Source organism: Larkinella punicea (assembly GCF_003334855.1).
Taxonomy (GTDB): Bacteria; Bacteroidota; Bacteroidia; order Cytophagales; family Spirosomataceae; genus Larkinella; species Larkinella punicea.
Window position 1 is genome coordinate 213,914 of the sequence record NZ_QOWE01000001.1, and the last position, 15,198, is coordinate 229,111.

A 15,198-nucleotide genomic window follows, 5' to 3' on the forward strand; every position below is an offset into this window, starting at 1 on the left:
AGAGAAAAGACAAAAAACCGCTACCGGCTGTCTTTATTCCCTCGTCTTTCCTCTCTTGTCTCTTGTCTTACCTCTCTTGTCTTTCTACGGTTTCAGCACCTTGACGGTAACCGCCTGCTGACCGCTCACGACCCGCAGCAAAAGCAAGCCCGTCGGCTGTCGTCCTACCGGCAAATGCTGAATTTCAACCGTCCCGGCTTCGGCCACGTCCTGTCCCGCCAACATGCGGCCATTCAGGTCGGAAAGCTGCAAATGCAGGAATTGTCCTTCGGCTCCGCGGACTTCCACCCCAACGGTTTCGCCCACCGGATTGCCCAAAACCGTCACCGTCAGGTTCCGCTCCGAAACACCCGCCGACACGCGGGCCGCCGGGGGCGCGCACGTCAGTGGTTTTGGCGCACCTTTCAGGGTATAACTGCTGTTCAGGATTTTTGCACTGATTTGATGTGTGGCATTATTCTTCAGACTGGCTGGCGTCGTAAAGCTGTAAGCATGAGCGCCGTTGCCCTTGGCGGCATCCTTCAGATCCTGCCGGTAGATGTTGGCTTCGGTCGTGCCGATGGAAACGCCGTTGGCATAAAATTCAATCGTCATCGGTGTGTTGGGCTTGTTCCGATCCCAGACCCAGCCCCGCATGGTGCCGCACTCCACTTTGTCCAGGTAGCCCTCGAAGCTCCCCGTCACCGTGGTCGACGACGGCGGTTGCGTCGTCGGAGGCTGTATCGTCAAGGTTACCGGTGTTGAGCCGGTGCCGCCCCGCGGATCGGTTGCCGTATACGTCAGGGTAAACGTGCCATTGACCGTGGGCGTCCCGCTCAGCACCCGGCTGGCCGGATTGAAGCCCAGGCCAGTCGGCACGGGTGACAAACCGTAGGTGAGCGTTTCTCCATCTGAATCCGAAAAAACCGGTAACGTGGTCGAATAGGCTACACCCTGCTGGGCCGACAACGCGGATACTGTGGGCGATTGGGGCGGGTTGTTGGCCGGTGGTGGTGTGCCGGTTCCCTGACACTCAATCACTTTGGGGCCACTTTTCAACACAAAACTGCTGCCCGTTACGCGGGCCGAAAGGCTGTGTTTCGCCCCGTTTTTCAGGCTGTTGTCGATGAAGTAGCGAAACGCATGGCGTCCGTCGCCTTTGCCGGCGTTGGCCAGATCCTGCCGGAATTCGTCGGCGGTCAGGGTGGCAATAACCGTTGTTCCGTCCAGAATCTGGACCGAAATCGGGGTATTTTTCTGGTTGGCATCCCAGGCCCAGCCCCGGAATGTTTCGCAGTCAGCACCGTAGAGATACCCATCGAAATTACCGCTAACTACGGGTGGCGTCGTCGGATTACACGCTACGTTGGTCGGCACACCGGTCGTTTCACCCTTGTTGAGCATCGGTACCGAAGCGTTGAAAAAGTTCTGCCCGTTATACGGCGTCGTCAGGGCCTTGTTCCATTCTGTCGCAACGGCACTCTGTCCCAGGTTGTTAAAGTGTGTTTTATCAGGATCCGGTTGCCGGTACGAATTGCCAAACTGGTCGGTATTGGGGCCGTTGAAAATGTTGGCCCGGCCATAGGGCGACACAAACGGATCGCCAAACGCTTTGGGTGCAGCGACCGGATTGCTGTTGTCGTGGGTGGCATACCCGATCACTTTAACCTGCCGCTGAATGACCAGCGGATCGGTGATGCCGCGCAGATGACTGGCCTGCGCGATAACCCAGGGAACGTCGGCACCCAGATCGGCCCGGCTTTGCCCAATCAATTCATTCAACAGGTTGTCATCGGTTTCTGACATATTGATTGCATTGGTCCGTACATCATAATACCGCGTCGCTCTCGGAAAACCGCCCGTCGTGTTGGCGGGCGAGTTGTTTGGCGTAGAGGGATCCCCGCGGATGTCGTTTTCGCCCTGGTGCCAGAGAATAGCCCGCAACCCCGTCTGTTTGGCCCGGCCCGTCAGAAAATTCTTCAAATTCCGGTACGGAAACCCGTTGATAAAACGGGGCTGTCCATCGTTGAAGGGCGTATTGCGGTTCTGGCTGCTGTTTCGCCATTCCACCACACTTGTCGACGACATGGAGTTCTGGTAGAATGCCACCGGCACATTCAGCGTCTGTATCAGCTTGTTGCCCAATCCGCCCCAATACCATTGAAAATAAACCGTTTCGGGCGAACAACCGGCACATTTTCCCGGATCATTTTCCTCAAAGCCTTGCAAATTATTGCTCTGATCCTTTTCGTTGAAAAACCGGACGAAGGTCGCATTCCCCGTTTCATAAGCCGGGTTGTTTGCATTCACAATGCCCGACGCATTGGATTGGCCGGCAATGGCAAACACCTCCCCGACCCCGAGATCGAACTCGGCCGTTTCCCGACCGCTGTTGTCCTTCGCCCTGACTTTGTACATGCCACCGGCCACGTCGATCTGCGCCGTGACCTGACACGTCCCGGCCCCCGAAATCGGTACCGTGGTCCAGCTTTGCGAATTACCCGTCACCGGATTGAGTGGCCCTTGCGTGTTGCCGGTCAGGGTATACTTGTAAAACAGCAGTTGCAGGGAGGAGATGGTCTGCCCGTTGGTCGAGGTGATGATGCATTTTACGCTCGCCTTGTTGTCGAACCCACGCTGAAAGACCATCCCGTTCTGCGGCCACGAAACCGCCACCTGGGCGCGGAGCGTTGCGGCTCCCAACAGCAATACCAAGACAATTCCAACTTTTGAAAGTAGATTTTTAGGCATACAATGCGGTTTATGGTAACTAGAAAGATAGGAATGAAGACAAACTCGTTTCGATTGCGAAATTGATTCGGTATCGATCACGCTGCAATACTATTTCATTTCCCGCTTTTATAAACTATTTCGTTTCACTATTTTATTCGGAAAGCTGAACGCTTTATACGTAAAAACCGGTGAAGTTGATACGCAGGCCGTGAAGAATTGGTGGGATATTTTGTAAAGGATTGGAACACGGATTGGGCGGATTGAACGGATCAAAACAGATTTTTATCTGCGTTAATCCGTTTAATCCGCCCAATCAGCGTTCCAATCAGATCAAAAGTCGTAATTTGGATTTTATCGACTCATTTTCTTATTAACCTATTTGATAGGCATGTTCTTAAAATCCATCCTGACTGGTCTGTTTATTATGCTTGAAATCTCCGGGGCTACAGCCCAATCCACTCCCCTAAACTATCCAAAAACCCGCAAAACGGATCAGATCGACGACTATCACGGCACAAAAGTGGCCGATCCATACCGCTGGCTCGAAGACGACCGTTCGGCGGAAACCGGTGCGTGGGTGAAAGCCCAGAATGCCGTTACCTTCGGGTATCTGGAGCAGATTCCTTACCGGAAGCAACTGGAAAAGCGGCTCGAACAGATCATCAATTACCCCCGTTTTTCGGCTCCGGGTCGTAAAAAGGAGTGGTTTTACTTCTACAAAAACGACGGACTGCAAAACCAGTCGGTTTTATATCGCCAGAAGGGCCTGACCGGCACGCCCGAGGTGGTGATCGACCCCAACCAGCTTTCGGCCGACGGCACGACGCGGCTCACGAGTTTCGATCTGTCGAAAAACGGCCGGTATGCGGCCTATGCGCTGTCGAAAGCAGGGTCCGACTGGCAGGAAATCTACGTGATGGACATGCAGACCTTAAAACCGCTGCCCGACAAGCTCGAATGGGTGAAATTCACGGGGGCGGCCTGGAAAGGCGACGGTTTTTATTACAGCCGGTATGACAAACCCGCTGCCGGACAGGAGTTATCGTCCAAAAATGAGTTCATGAAGGTGTATTTCCACCGGCAGGGAACCGCTCAGACCCAGGACGAACTGGTGTATGAAGACAAAGCGCATCCGTTGCGGTATTTCTTTTCACAAACTACTGAGGATGAGCGGTTTTTGATTCTGAACATTTCCGAGGGTACGGACGGGTCCGAGGTCTGGTACAAAGACCTGCAAGCCGGTGACAAGCAATTCAAACGACTTTTCGAAGGCTTTAAATACAACTACTCGGTTGTCGACAATGTGGGCGATCAGTTGCTGGTGTATCACAACAACGGCGCACCAAATTACAAGCTTTCCAGAGTGATGCCCAAAACCGGTGCGCTCAGTGATCTGATTCTGGAAAAGCCCGAAAAACTGGATGGCGCTTCGGTTGCCGGTGACAAAGTCTTTGCGAATTATCTGAAAGATGCCACCTCGCGTATTTACGTGTATGACCTGAACGGCAAGCTCGAAAATGAAGTGTCGCTGCCGGGCCTGGGAACCGTGAGCGGTTTTGATGGAGAGCGCGACGATAAATTCGTATTCTACACCTTCACCTCCTTTACGTTTCCGGCCACGATTTACCGCTACGACCTGGCGACGAAGAAAACCACCCTATTCCGGGCGCCGGAAGTCGATTTCAAACCGGCAGATTACGAAACCAAACAGGTGTTTTTCACCAGCAAGGACGGCACCCGCGTACCGATGTTCCTGACCTATCGGAAGGGCCTGCAACTGGACGGCAACAACCCGACCATGCTCTACGGCTATGGCGGTTTTAACGTCACCCTCACCCCCGGATTTAGCGCTTTGCTGATTCCGTTTCTGGAACAGGGCGGCATTTACGCATCCGTGAACCTGCGTGGAGGCAGCGAATACGGTGAAACCTGGCACGAACAGGGCATGAAACTCAAGAAACAGAATGTGTTCGACGATTGCATTGCGGCTGCCGAGTACCTGATCGCTCAAAAGTACACCTCACCACAAAAGCTGGCGCTGCGGGGCGGTTCCAACGGCGGTTTGCTGGTGGGCGCGGTCATCAACCAGCGGCCGGATTTGTTCCGGGTTGCCATTCCGCAGGTGGGCGTGATGGACATGCTGCGGTTTCATAAATTCACCGTTGGCTGGGGCTGGGTATCGGATTATGGCAGCAGCGATAATGCCGACGAATTCAAGGCGATTTATGCCTATTCGCCGATTCATAATATTAAAGAGGGAATCCCGTATCCGGCCACGATGATCACCACCGCCGACCACGACGACCGGGTGGTTCCGGCCCATTCGTTCAAGTATGCGGCCACGTTGCAGGAACACTACAAAGGCCCGAATCCGGCCCTGATCCGGATCGAAACCAATTCCGGCCACGGTGCCAGCAACACGAAGAAAAACATCGAGTCGACGGCGGATATTTACGCGTTTATGCTCTGGAATATGGGCGTGAAGAGTTTGAAATAGACGTGAGAGCAGAGACAAGAGAGTAGAGACAACAAAGCTGTTGGTCTTTATTCTCACCTCTCTGCTCTCACGTCTCACAACAAAAAACCGCCGGAAGCGTGCTTCCGGCGGTTTTTTGTTGTGGCGATGCCTGATTAAAATTTGAAGGCAACCCCTAATTTCAGTGCAGAAACACCGTAACCAACTTCTGCAAAGGCACCTAAATTCGGTTTGAAATAATACCGGCCACCCAAGTGGACACCAAACAGCACCTGGTTACCATAGGCATTATCATAAAATCCCGAGTAACCTGAATTGTCTTTGAAGCTTGAGATGTAATAGCCCAATGCCAGACCACCGTACAAGTCCAATTTGTCATTGTTCAGATTCAGGAGTTCGTTGACGTGGTAAGAACCGCGTACCGCTATCGGAAGAAAGGTATACCGCCATTTGTAACCACCGAAGTTGTAACCCCAGGTGTAAAAATCGACTTGTGCACCAACACTGATTTCGTCGGTTATTCCCACTTCAAAAGAAGCTCCGATCGGAAGACCACCACCATAGTAGCTTGACAAACCAATACCGGCATTCAATAATTTATCGCCTTTCTGATATTGTGCGAATGATTGCGTACCTACCAGCAGCAGGGACATTACGAGGAGTGAGGAGAATAATTTTTTCATTAGTATGAATGAGTTAGATGTGAAACTTAGGCCAAAATAAGGGAGTTTCTCAGGTTCTTACAAGTGGTGAATGGTTAGTTGGGCGCTTTTCGGTGAAAAACGGGTAGAATTCCCTTAAATTCTCGTAGTAGTTACCCTTATTTCTTTTTTAGTAGCAAGTAGTTCTACGTATGCTTCCGTTGTATTCCATGTAGTTACAATAATTACAACGGGCTTTTGAACGCTCCCGGACGGGCGGTTCCCAGACTATAATAGGTAGGGTGTCGAAAAAAAAATCGAATTTTCGCACAACCCCTGTAATGAATGCCCTCTTCCGTCGTCTTTGTCTCTGAAATGGATTTACAAGCCTTCAAACAAATCGTACTCCCCGTTCAGGGCCGGCTATTTCGGCTGGCCAAACTGTTTCTGCGCAACCGCGAAGAAGCCGAGGATACGTTGCAGGAGGTATTGATGCGGCTTTGGACGAAACGGCAGCAGTTGGATTCGTACCACAGCGTTGAAGCACTGGCGGTGCAGATGACGCGAAACCTGTGTCTGGACAAACTAAAATCCCAGGCAAACCGGACAACGGACGGCAATACCGACCTGACAACCGTTCAGGCAGACGATGTTTCGCCGTATCGCCAGACCGAATTAGCAGACAGCAGTGCGTTGCTGCGTCGCATCATCGGCGATTTGCCGGACCCGCAAAAGCTGATTCTGCATCTGCGCGATGTGGAGGAGTATTCGTTTGAAGAAATTGAACAAGTAACGGGCCTGACTATCAACAACATCCGCGTGATTTTGTCGAGAGCCCGGCAGCGGGTGCGGGACAGTTACTTAAAGACCAACGATTATGAAGCAGGATATTGAAAAGCTGCTCGAAAAATACTACGCCGGGGAGAGCACCCTGGAAGAAGAAAAAGCCTTGCGGGATTTTTTTCGCGGCCCCTCGGTTCCCGCCCATCTGGAGAACCAGGCCGGGCCGTTTCGCTACTTCGCCGAAGCCCGGAACGAGCAGCCATCCCCCGCTTTCAACAACCGGTTGGCTAACCGGCTGGGTTCGGAGGGTCGCATCCGAAGTCTGACGACCTGGGGGCTCCGAATGGCGGCCAGTGTGGCCCTGCTGGCGGGCGGTTTTGTGGGCGGTTTTTATTATAGTAACCGGGTTTCTGAACAAACCAATTCGCTCGAAACCTCGTCGACGGTGGCCATCAAAAAGGTGCTGAACTTCGACCCGGCGGCCCAGACATCGGCCAGCGAGCGCATTCAGGCCGTCAACCAGAGCTACGAGCTGGCGGAAGTCGATCAGGCAATTACCCAGTTGCTGATCAATACGCTGAATTTTGACGAAAACGTCAACGTACGGCTGGCGGCTTGTGAAGCCCTGATGCGGTTGCCCAACGAGCCGGGCGTTCGGGAAGCCCTGATTCAATCGCTGAAGATTCAGACCGATCCCTACGTCCAGATCATGCTCATCGAAACCCTGGTTTCGATTCAGGAAAAACGGGCCGTCGACGCGATGCAGCGACTCGCCCAAAACCGGCAACTCCTGGAAGCGGTCCGGCTGAAAGCGGAAGAAGGGCTGAATCGCCTGGCTCAGCCCAAAAACCGCTCTGCTTCCTGATTTTATTCGATTTCCACTTTTTACAGACCAAACCAATGAGAAAAATCAGTTTATTGATTGTCACGGCTTTATGCTGCCTTCCGGATGCCAACGCACAGGAATACAAGGCTAAACTCGCCAATGCCAAAGACCGGAAAATCGTTATCGAGATGGACGCCGGTGAATACAAAATTGAAGGATACGACGGCGATGAGGTCATCATCCGGGCGTCGTCGGGACTGGAAGCACCGCCGGAACGGGCCAAAGGACTGAAACCGCTGTATTATTCGGCCGTGGACAATTCCGGCATTGGGCTGGCCGTAACCCCGGAAAACGGCGGGTTAAAGATCGAAAAAGCCACCCGCAAAGACATTGACTACACGATTCGGGTGCCCAAAAAAGTCGCCATTCTCTTCCGGCAAATCAACTGGCGGAACGGAGCAGTCACCATCAGCAACATGGACGGCGACCTGGAAGTGCGAACCACCAACTCGCCCATCACGCTCAAAAGTGTGACCGGCCCCGTGGTCGCCAACACCACCAACGGCGAAGTCAACGTCTTTTTTACGAATCTAAGCCAGGAAAAACCGACGTCGATCACCACCATTTCGGGAGCGGTAGACGTGACGCTACCCGCCAATGCGAAGGCCAATATGAAGCTTCGGTCGATCAACGGCGAGATGTACACCGACTTTGATCTGGGCCTGAAAAGCGCGAAGGAAGGCTTGTCGCGTGTGGGTGGAGGCAACCACATCGAAGGAACGGCCAACGGCGGAGGAGTTGAAATTCAGCTCAATACCATCAGCAGCAACATCTACATCCGCAAGCAAAAGTAAGCCACCAAAAACTGCACTACTCCCGTGAAAAAGCTCCTCTTTTTGCTCCTGACCGGCCTGACTATCGGCCCGGCCTTCGCCCAAAAAATTATTGACAAAACCTTTCCGTTCACGCCGAACCAGCTCGTCAACCTCCACCTGAAGTTTGCCGACAGCATTCAGGTCCGGTATTGGGACAAACCGGAGGTTTACGTCCGCATTGCGGTGACCATCAACAGCGGTCAGCTCAACAATGCCCTGCTGGTTGAATCGGCGTCTACGGCGACTGAAATCAGCGTCAAAACCGATTACGACCGGGAGCTTTTGCGACTGGGCAAAGCCGAGGACTGTCCGGGCAAAAAAACGTCGACCTGGCGCACCGAAAAGAATGGTCAGGATTTTTACGTCTGCAGCACCATCCACTACCAGGTTTTTCTGCCCCGCAAAGCCAAACTGCGCGTCGAAACCATCAACGGCAACATCGACATCGAAGGCGCCAGCGAAGAGGTGTTTGCCAAAACCATCAGCGGTTTTGTCGACCTGAACTGGTCCGGAACCAAGGGCGCTAATCTGTCCATGAAAACCATCACCGGCGAGGTCTATTCCGATTTAAACATCGACTTCAAAAACAAAAAGCAGAAGAATCCGATGGTCGGTTATCTGCTGGAAGGAACCGTCAATGGCGGTGGGCCGGCAGTGCGGCTGGAGTCGATCAGCAACAATGTGTATGTTCGGAAGAAGTAGAAACTGGAACGCAAAGAACGCATCCAGTTTCGTATTCTTCTGACGGATTTTCACTATATACCGTTTGCTCAAAAACTACTGGTAGAACTGTGCATTATGGGTAGGTTGAGGGATCATAACCCGTTGGTTCAATGATCGATCCGACGGGGTTGTGAACCACCTAGACAAGCTTGCACCATGGTATTACTACTCAGGATCTGGATCTTTATCACCTTGGGAATCCTTCTGGCCGGAGCATCGGTCTGGTATGTGAACAGTTTATGGCAAACCTTTCGTCATAGCACGCGGGCCAGGGTCATTTTACCTTTCAATATTATCAATTCCAAAGCTGCCGGAACGGATGGTGAAAAGTTAGGTTCAGTGATGGCGCACATGCTCTCAGCCCGCCTTTCCCAACTTCAGCAGGAATTGATCGCAACGGCTGATGCGCTTGACACAAAAAATCAGAAAATCGTTGAAGATCAAAAAGTTCCACAGGATTTAACCAGAGTTCAACCCATTTCGATCGGTTATAGCGGGGTTGCCTTCAAAGAGGTGGACCTAAAGATGTCAGTGGGTGGCATTGATCTATCCGGTATCTTTTCGTTGGCACAACGGTTTTTCTCCGAAAGAAACGGCCTGCAGCTTTCTGTCAATTATGAAGAAGCGACCTCCGTTGTGGTTGGAACGCTGGAGGAAAGTAAGGGTTCCATCTGGTTGGCGGGAAGTGATAAAACCGGGGATATCATCGATCGGGTTGCCTATTATCTGGCCTATCAACGTTTTATTGAAGTCGTAAAGGAGGCTGAAGCCATTACCCCGGAAGAGTTTAAAGACCTGATGCTGGCTCTAAAAAAAGTGAAGGAATTAAACCGCCTTATTTCCAAAGGTCGACAACCCGAACAGCAAACGTTTCAAGAAATCATCACGACCTTGGATTCACTGGCGCAAAAAACGCCTAATTGGAGTGCGTTACTGCATGTCACAGCCGAAACGGCTGAAAACGCTAAAAACACCCCAAAGGCACTCGATTATTACAAATTAGAATATGCCCAGCTCCAGAAAGACCCCCAATCGGCTGAAAAAGAAGCGCAATCGAAACACATTCAGAACAAGATTGCGCTCCTCACCAAAGAATTTGATGAAAAACTAAAACTTTCCTTTCCTACGGCAACCACAAAGTCCGAACTGGAAACGAGTTCCATTACGGAGCGATCGGCCACCGAACGTCTCCTTGATCCGGTTCGCCGATTAATCGGGTATGTTCCCAATCAAGCCGAGAATACCAGACCGGTTCGAGTGGCCATTCTGGGAGGGGTACCGCCCAAAAATTTATTAAAAAGGGAGCAAATGGAAGTATTGAATAGTTCGTCGGCTGACACCGAGAATCAAGAGTCGTATTTGACGGATTATACAGCCTCCGTTACACAGGCGGTTCTACTAAGCGCTCCTCACGCTCATTTTATTTTCTCAAATGTTCATGCCAGCTCGGGCGGTATGGGAACAACAGCCCTGCTGGACATGATCAATGATCTGGCCAGGGCCAAACCCGATATTCTTGTGATCACCTACGGGCCGTTGGAAGGAAAAGTTTTTGAGAACGCTTTTGAAAGTTTTACCGAAGGAGGAATTCTCGTTTTACTGGCGGCCGGCAATGAACCCAAACGGCCCTTCCCGTTTGCAGGACGGCCTATCCTGAACAAAATCATGGTGGTGTCATCGGTCGATGAAAAGGGGTTTGCTTCCAGTTTTTCGCCAAGCGATCCGAAAAGTTTCTGGGCTCCCGGAGAAAAAATTCCGGTTCAAAAATACAAACTTCAGGATGGCCAATTCAGCGTCGAAACCGCTCCTGATTTCGTAAGCGGCACCTCTTTTGCTACGGCGGTTGCAGCCGGCATTGCGGCTACGGTTTTATCCGTACGCGCCCTTTCTCCGGATGCGGTCATCAAATTACTAAGAGAGACCGCCACGCCCTTCACCTCGTCAACTAACGCTACGCCTGCCATTCTTAACCAGAAAATGGCGCTGACAAAACTAGCCGATAGACCACATTAATGACGCTTACCGAATCCATTGAGAATCACGAAAGTTTGACCAAAACAAAAACGGCTTAACCGCATACAAGATGCGGTTAAGCCGTTTTTGGCAATCAGGTTTAGGATTATTCGTTCTCCTGTGGCAAGGTTCCTTTCGGCGTGTTCCCGGCCACTTCTGTCGCCGGTGCTTCCTGACCCGCTACGTTGAAATGCTGAATTTTGTAGTTCCGGTTGGCCAGATTTTCCTCAGCCGTATGCGGCACCAGAATACCGTTGACCGGTTCCGTATTGAGTCTTGGTTGCTTGTAGTTGGCTACCGCCCGGTTATTCACCGCCGGGGCGCTAATGCCTTCCCCTTTCTGGTTGGCCCACTTTTGGGCAACAGCCGCTTTGTTGGGGTGTTTGTAATTATGGGTCGAGTAGGTGACATCCTTCCGACGTTTGGTGTCGTCCTGGGCTGCTGCATTCAAAATCGTTAATCCACTAAGAGCTAGAGCAAAAATGTATGTTTTCATGGCTTTTTCTGTCTTTATAATAAATCAACCACTCGGTTTCAGGTTCATTTATATCCTACTGCCTGGTTGACTTTACAAAGGTCGTAAGCCGGTGTTAAGCTCGTGTTAGAACGACATTAGAACGGGGTTAGAAATGCAATTAGCGGGGAAGCGTGACGATAAAAGTGGTTCCGGCGCCTTCTTTCGACTCAACCCGGATATCGCCTTTGTGCAAGCGGACAATGCGCTCCGTCAGCGAAAGTCCAATCCCGAACCCCGGCAGTCCGCTGGCATTACGCCCCCGCTGAAACGGGATGAACACCTCCGCTAGCTGGTCGGGCGGAATCACCGACCCGGCATTATGCACCCGCAGTTCGACCGACTTCGGTTGTACGGATGCGTGAAGGGTTACCGTATGGTCGGTCGAAAATTTGCCGCCGTTATCGAGCAGGTTGAAAAAAGCCGTCCGCAGCAGGGGTTCGCTGCCCGTCAGTTGCCAGTCGGCGGGGGATGCATTCGGCGATTCGATGCGAAGGTGAACGGTATAGGTCGGTTGAAGCCGCTGAACGTCGAGTTGAACCTGTTCCAGCAAACGATCCAGTGGCACGGGTCCCATCGGCACGGCAGACGAGTCCATGCTGGCATTGGCCAACGCCAGCAGTCCATTGGCCATGCGGTTGAGCCCCCGGACATCGTCCAGCACCGAACGGAGCGTCGCCCGCAGTTCGTCGGGCTCATCGTCGGCCAGCAGCGACACTTCCAACTGCCCCGTAATGGCGGTCAGCGGAGTTCGCAACTCGTGCGACGCGTGCGACACAAACGACCGTTGCAGCCGAAACGCTTCCTCCAGCCGGTTGAGCATCCGGTTGAACCGCTGCGCCAGTTGGGTCAGTTCGTCGGCACTTTCACCTTCGGGCAAACGGAGCGACAGATTCGAGGCCGTAATTTCGTCGATCCGCTGATTGATCCGGCTGATGGGCTCCAGAATACGGCCCATGAAGTAGCGGGCCGCAATCAGCATGACGCCAATCATGACAAACCACCCCCCACTCAGCAACCGCGCCAAATCCTGCATGGATCGCACGCCATAGATGTCCACCGCCGAGGCAAAAATGACAAACGGAGCGGCTTTTTCGGTAAACATAATCCCTACGATTTCGCGATTTCCCTCCCGCCACTGCGTCGTTTGCAGTTCCCGCACCCGGTCTAAAACCGCGGGTGTTACCGTCAGAAAGTCCGTTCCGCTTTCGTAAATCAGGCGGTTTTGGGCGTTGTAGATAATGATTTCCTCGTCGGGTAAAACCGTCAGTTGATTCTTGTCGATCAGGTTGTAGAGGGCCGGACCCAGGTGCTCCTGCCCCACCAGCAGATGCCCCGCCGTCAGGGCTTCCGACCGCAGCCGGGTCAGGAATTCTTTTTTCCGGTACTGTTCCGCCACCAAATACAGAAACAGGCAGAAGAAGGCCAGCAAAATGGAAACGATGGCGGTTGATAAAAGGGTCAGTCGGTTTTGAAGGCTCATTTTTCTTTCAGCACGTAGCCCATTCCGATCAGCGTGTGGATGAGCTTGGTGGGATAATCCTTGTCGATCTTAGCGCGCAGGTAACTTACGTACACATCAATGACGTTCGTGCCGGTATCGAACCCGATGTCCCACACCTGCTCGGCAATGTCTACCCGCGAAACCACCCGTCCAGCGTTGCGCATCAGATACTCCAGCAGGGCAAATTCGCGGGCGGTCAGCTCAATGGTCTGCCCCTGCCGACGGGCCACGCGTTCGTGCAGGTCGAGTTCCAGATCAGCCACGCGTAAAACGCGATCCGCTTCTTCCGTCGTTCCTGCCCGGCGCAGGAGTGCTTTCACGCGGGCCACCAGTTCCAGAAAATCAAACGGTTTAGCCAGATAGTCGTCGGCACCGGCTTCAAATCCCAGCAGTTTATCGGCGGTCGTATCCAGCGCCGTCAACATCAGAATTGGCACCCGGCGGTTTTGCTGCCGGATGTACTCAGCCACATCGAGGCCGCTGATGTCGGGCAGGTTTACGTCCAGAATAATGAGGTCGAATGCCGTTTTATTGAACAACTCTTTTCCCAGCTCACCTGTCAGCGCCACCTCCACCGTATAGGCCTGCGTCTGCAATCCTTTTTTAATGAACGTTGCCACCTTGGGTTCGTCTTCAACCAAAAGCAAATGTGCAGTAGAACCTGTCGTCATAAGTCAGCGTGATGGTTCACAAGATAGTAAAGCAAAACCGGTTGTAAAGTACGAATCGAATGATTAGTAATCTACACCCGGCTTGATCGGGTAAAAAGTATTCATCAGTTATTCTAAATTATATAATCCTATCTTTGAGACTCTGAGAACCCAGCAGACCGTTTTCTCTTTTCTTCTGCTGCGTTTCTTATCACCCCAATCAGAGGGTTGCAGGTAAACTCATTTTTATAGCACGATGAATAAGACAGGGGCAATCGTAATCATAGAAGACGATGAAGATGATCAGGAGATGTTGACTCAAGTATTTAAGCAACTTGACTACAAGAATGATCTTGTCTTTTTCATGGATGCCGAGGAAGCCCTCCGCTATTTAGTCTCCACGTCCATCGAACCCTTTATCGTTATTTCGGATATCAACATGCCGAAGCTGAACGGATTGGAATTGAGGGAACAAATTCACGCGAACGAAGACTTACGATTGAAATGCATTCCGTATCTGTTTTTCACGACAAGCGCCGAACAGGAGCACGTTATTGACGCCTATTCCAAATCGGTTCAGGGATTTTTTATCAAACCCTCCAAATTTGACAAACTGAAGGAAACCATCCGAAAGATCGTAGAATACTGGCAGGAGTGTGTGTCTCCAAATTATATCAAGTAATCAAAAAAGCCCCTTCCGGGGCTTTTTTGATGTCAGGCATTACTCGTGATTGGACGTCACTTTGTCATTGCTCTTCAGCTTGTCTTTAAACACCTTGCGGAACTTGTCGAGCTTCGGCGCAATCACAAACGAGCAGTAGCCCTGCTCCGGGTTGTTGGCGAAATAGCTCTGGTGATACGCTTCGGCTTCGTAAAATTTCTCGGCCGGGCTGATTTCCGTTACAATCGGCTTGTCATACGCACCCGATGCGTTCAGCTCTTTCTTCACGGTTTCGGCCAGTTGCTTCTGCTCGTCGTTGTGGTAAAAAATCACCGAGCGGTATTGCGTTCCGATGTCGGCCCCCTGCCGGTTGAGCGAAGTGGGGTCGTGGCTGCGGAAAAAGGCCTGCAACAGTTCGGCATACGTTACTTTTTTCGGGTCATACGTCACCTCGACGCACTCGGCGTGGCCGGTGTTGCCGGTGCAGACCTCTTTGTAAGTAGGGTTCACTTTGGAACCGCCTTCGTAGCCGGAAACGGCATCCGAAACGCCGTCCAGCGATTCAAACATGGCTTCCGTACACCAGAAGCAGCCCGTGCCGAAGGTGGCTTTTTCCATGCCGGCGGCAGTTGATACAGGGTTGTTGGTATTCATAATTTTAGATTTTTTCTCGGATGATTGTTGTTTCGTTGACTGGCCACAGGCCGACAAAGACGCCAGGGGCAACAGGGCCAGCAGCCAGGTACTAACGCGTTTTAGATGCATGGGTTTAAACATTGTACGAAGTTGAGGGTTTTATTCCGACCTTACACCGGTATAA

13 protein-coding genes are annotated in these 15,198 nt (G+C 52.0%); 7 read left to right on the forward strand and 6 right to left on the reverse strand.

All coding sequences use genetic code 11. The annotated features are described in order from the left end of the window. Positions 1-84: 84 nt before the first annotated feature. Complete coding sequence (locus DUE52_RS00800; RefSeq protein ID WP_114404036.1) at positions 85-2,730, reverse strand: putative Ig domain-containing protein; 2,646 nt, start codon at positions 2,728-2,730, stop codon at positions 85-87. A gap of 370 nt (positions 2,731-3,100) precedes the next feature. Between DUE52_RS00800 and DUE52_RS00805 the strand changes: the two genes are divergently transcribed. Beyond that, positions 3,101-5,209: a prolyl oligopeptidase family serine peptidase gene (locus tag DUE52_RS00805; RefSeq protein WP_165840834.1), complete on the forward strand. Its 2,109-nt coding sequence runs from the start codon at positions 3,101-3,103 to the stop codon at positions 5,207-5,209. A gap of 134 nt (positions 5,210-5,343) precedes the next feature. Here DUE52_RS00805 and DUE52_RS00810 read toward each other — a convergent pair whose 3' ends face one another. Then, positions 5,344-5,871, reverse strand: a complete 528-nt coding sequence (locus DUE52_RS00810) for a hypothetical protein (RefSeq protein ID WP_114404037.1) — start codon at positions 5,869-5,871, stop codon at positions 5,344-5,346. A 303-nt stretch (positions 5,872-6,174) separates the two neighbouring features. On the opposite strand from DUE52_RS00810, the gene DUE52_RS00815 reads away from it, so the two are divergent. The 5 genes from DUE52_RS00815 (at position 6,175) to DUE52_RS00840 (ending at position 11,049) form a co-directional block, all read left to right on the forward strand. Then, positions 6,175-6,723 (forward strand): GFO_1088 family ECF-type sigma factor, encoded by a 549-nt coding sequence (locus DUE52_RS00815; protein WP_229312018.1) that lies wholly within the window; start codon positions 6,175-6,177, stop codon positions 6,721-6,723. Further along, positions 6,707-7,477, forward strand: coding sequence for a HEAT repeat domain-containing protein (locus DUE52_RS00820; protein WP_114404039.1), 771 nt, complete (start codon positions 6,707-6,709; stop codon positions 7,475-7,477). The genes DUE52_RS00815 and DUE52_RS00820 overlap by 17 nt, the downstream gene beginning before the upstream one ends. A gap of 35 nt (positions 7,478-7,512) precedes the next feature. After that, complete coding sequence (locus DUE52_RS00825; protein WP_114404040.1) at positions 7,513-8,292, forward strand: DUF4097 family beta strand repeat-containing protein; 780 nt, start codon at positions 7,513-7,515, stop codon at positions 8,290-8,292. Between the two features lie 24 nt (positions 8,293-8,316). After that, positions 8,317-9,015 (forward strand): DUF4097 family beta strand repeat-containing protein, encoded by a 699-nt coding sequence (locus DUE52_RS00830; RefSeq protein WP_114404041.1) that lies wholly within the window; start codon positions 8,317-8,319, stop codon positions 9,013-9,015. A 177-nt stretch (positions 9,016-9,192) separates the two neighbouring features. Beyond that, complete coding sequence (locus DUE52_RS00840) at positions 9,193-11,049, forward strand: S8/S53 family peptidase (protein WP_165840835.1); 1,857 nt, start codon at positions 9,193-9,195, stop codon at positions 11,047-11,049. A 106-nt stretch (positions 11,050-11,155) separates the two neighbouring features. On the opposite strand, the gene DUE52_RS00845 is transcribed toward DUE52_RS00840, so the two are convergent. The 3 genes from DUE52_RS00845 to DUE52_RS00855 form a co-directional block, all read right to left on the reverse strand. Further along, positions 11,156-11,500 carry a hypothetical protein gene (locus tag DUE52_RS00845; protein ID WP_133299735.1) on the reverse strand — a complete coding sequence of 115 codons (345 nt, stop codon included), beginning with the start codon at positions 11,498-11,500 and terminating at the stop codon, positions 11,156-11,158. A 184-nt stretch (positions 11,501-11,684) separates the two neighbouring features. Continuing rightward, positions 11,685-13,046, reverse strand: a complete 1,362-nt coding sequence (locus DUE52_RS00850; protein ID WP_114404045.1) for a HAMP domain-containing sensor histidine kinase — start codon at positions 13,044-13,046, stop codon at positions 11,685-11,687. Continuing rightward, entirely contained in the window at positions 13,043-13,738 is a 696-nt protein-coding gene (locus tag DUE52_RS00855; RefSeq protein ID WP_114404046.1) for a response regulator transcription factor, read from the reverse strand. Before DUE52_RS00855 ends, DUE52_RS00850 begins: the two co-directional genes overlap by 4 nt. Before the next feature lie 235 nt (positions 13,739-13,973). Between DUE52_RS00855 and DUE52_RS00860 the strand changes: the two genes are divergently transcribed. After that, entirely contained in the window at positions 13,974-14,399 is a 426-nt protein-coding gene (locus DUE52_RS00860) for a response regulator (protein WP_114404047.1), read from the forward strand. A gap of 39 nt (positions 14,400-14,438) precedes the next feature. On the opposite strand, the gene msrA is transcribed toward DUE52_RS00860, so the two are convergent. Next, the gene (msrA, locus tag DUE52_RS00865) at positions 14,439-15,032 is read right to left on the reverse strand and encodes a peptide-methionine (S)-S-oxide reductase MsrA (RefSeq protein ID WP_114404239.1); all 594 of its coding nucleotides are present in this window, start codon (positions 15,030-15,032) and stop codon (positions 14,439-14,441) included. Positions 15,033-15,198 lie beyond the last annotated feature (166 nt).